Here is a 1,562-nt window from a genome sequence, read left to right as displayed (position 1 = left end):
GGCGGCGGGCTGACCTGGACAAAGTTGAGGACTGTGCTGACATTGGCCGGGTCAAACTCCGCTTGTACCCGACCGTTCAGCAGACGCCGGATGCGTACCAACTGGTTGGGCAAGATGTTCGGACGAGTGGGATCCGGAGCAAATAGCACCGACTGCGTACCCACCTGGGCGGGACGATAGACGATTTCCGCCTGGTTGGGGCGGAAGTTCAGGCGGGCAAAGAGAGCCAGGGCATCTTCAGGAGTGCCATCGCCGGCCACGCCCCGCTGCCGCACCACAAAGCTGGCGGAGAAACTGCCGGTTTGCAGGATGGCAGTGACAGGCCCTTGAGGTGGGGGAGGATTGACAAAGGATCCTGCCGGTGGGTTGCCATTAGGGCCGGGATCTTCATAGAGTACCCCCACGGTAGGGACAATAAGAGAAGAATCTCCCTCTAAGACGACTTGGTTGCCATTGCGGCTAACCAAGATGCGGCGCACGGTTAAAGTCAAAACAGTTTCCGTATCCGGATCGGCAGCTCTAAAGGTTGTATTGACTCGAATGCGCTGGTCGTTGGGGTTTGTCGAAAGGGCAACCAGCCCGGCAATGCTGAATTGCGTAGATAGCCTGCCGTCGTTAGGCCCGAAGGCGATGAGATTCACCAGCGGCGTGGATCGGGCAATCTGGATGGCCAGTGTGCTGGAGCGAAGGGTTGAGTCAATTGTCAGTTCATTGGCTGGGATCTCATTTACGGGCAGAATGCGGGCCTCTACGTTGGTAATGCGGGCTTCTCCGCTGCCTTGAAAGCCGCTACTCCGCACAGGGATCCCGTTGTCAAATTTTGGGTTGACGAAATCTAACCGCAAGCTGGTGGTCTCCAGCACCGAGCCGGGGGTAAAGCGATACTCCTGCGCCGAGACAAACGCTGTGGGATCCACCTGGACAGGCCCCGGCAAGGCGGGGGATTCGTCAATTTGACCGCAGCCACCTAGGAGCAAGACTCCACACAAAACTGCCAATGAGCGACCTTTGAAGTTCATACGGCACTGCCTCACACACCCTAATCTGGGGAAATCCACACACAAAATGGAGGAAAAGGCACCCAACCCCCAACGCTACAGGTAAGCTGGCCGCCCCTGTTCGAGGCTATGATACCCCATATCTAGGAGATGGGCCATTTCCGGAAAAATTTCTTGGATTTGCTCTGCCGCTTGCTTGACAACGCCCTGAGATGCAGTAGAACTAACAGCAGGCATCCGCCTTTGAAACGGGATCCCTCATAATCTTGCCAATGCACAGGGGCAGATTCAGTGGATCCCGGCTGGGCGCTGTTGGAAAGATTTGCTGTGGTGTGAGTGAGTGGAGAATTCCCCGATGAAACGACGTTCTGGCTCAGGCCCTGGCCGTGGCGGCCTTTCTCTTCTGGCAACTTGGGCTTCGCTGGCGCTAGCCACTGCCTGCAGCAGCGAGACCACGGGCGGCCTGCCACCCCTCTTGACCGCCGATGGATCCACGCCTCCTCCCGTGGCCGTGGCCCCCACGATCTCGCCCAACCTCACACCCATCACCTTCCGCCCTGGGCC

Annotated in this window: 2 protein-coding genes; one reads left to right on the top strand and one right to left on the bottom strand. The window is 58.2% G+C overall.

The window, feature by feature from the left end; translation table 11 throughout:
* Positions 1-1,019 (bottom strand): hypothetical protein (locus tag NW853_RS06865; protein ID WP_414348537.1); only part of this gene is annotated, 1,019 nt, incomplete at its 3' end.
* 334 nt (positions 1,020-1,353) lie between these two features.
* On the opposite strand from NW853_RS06865, the gene NW853_RS06860 reads away from it, so the two are divergent.
* Positions 1,354-1,562: hypothetical protein (locus NW853_RS06860; RefSeq protein WP_414348535.1), on the top strand; the 209-nt coding region annotated here is incomplete at its 3' end.

The organism is Synechococcus sp. H55.11 (assembly GCF_047462475.1).
Taxonomy (GTDB): domain Bacteria; phylum Cyanobacteriota; class Cyanobacteriia; order Thermostichales; family Thermostichaceae; genus Thermostichus.
Note: the sequence above shows the minus strand (reverse complement) of the source record. Positions and strands in the feature narration are given on the sequence as shown.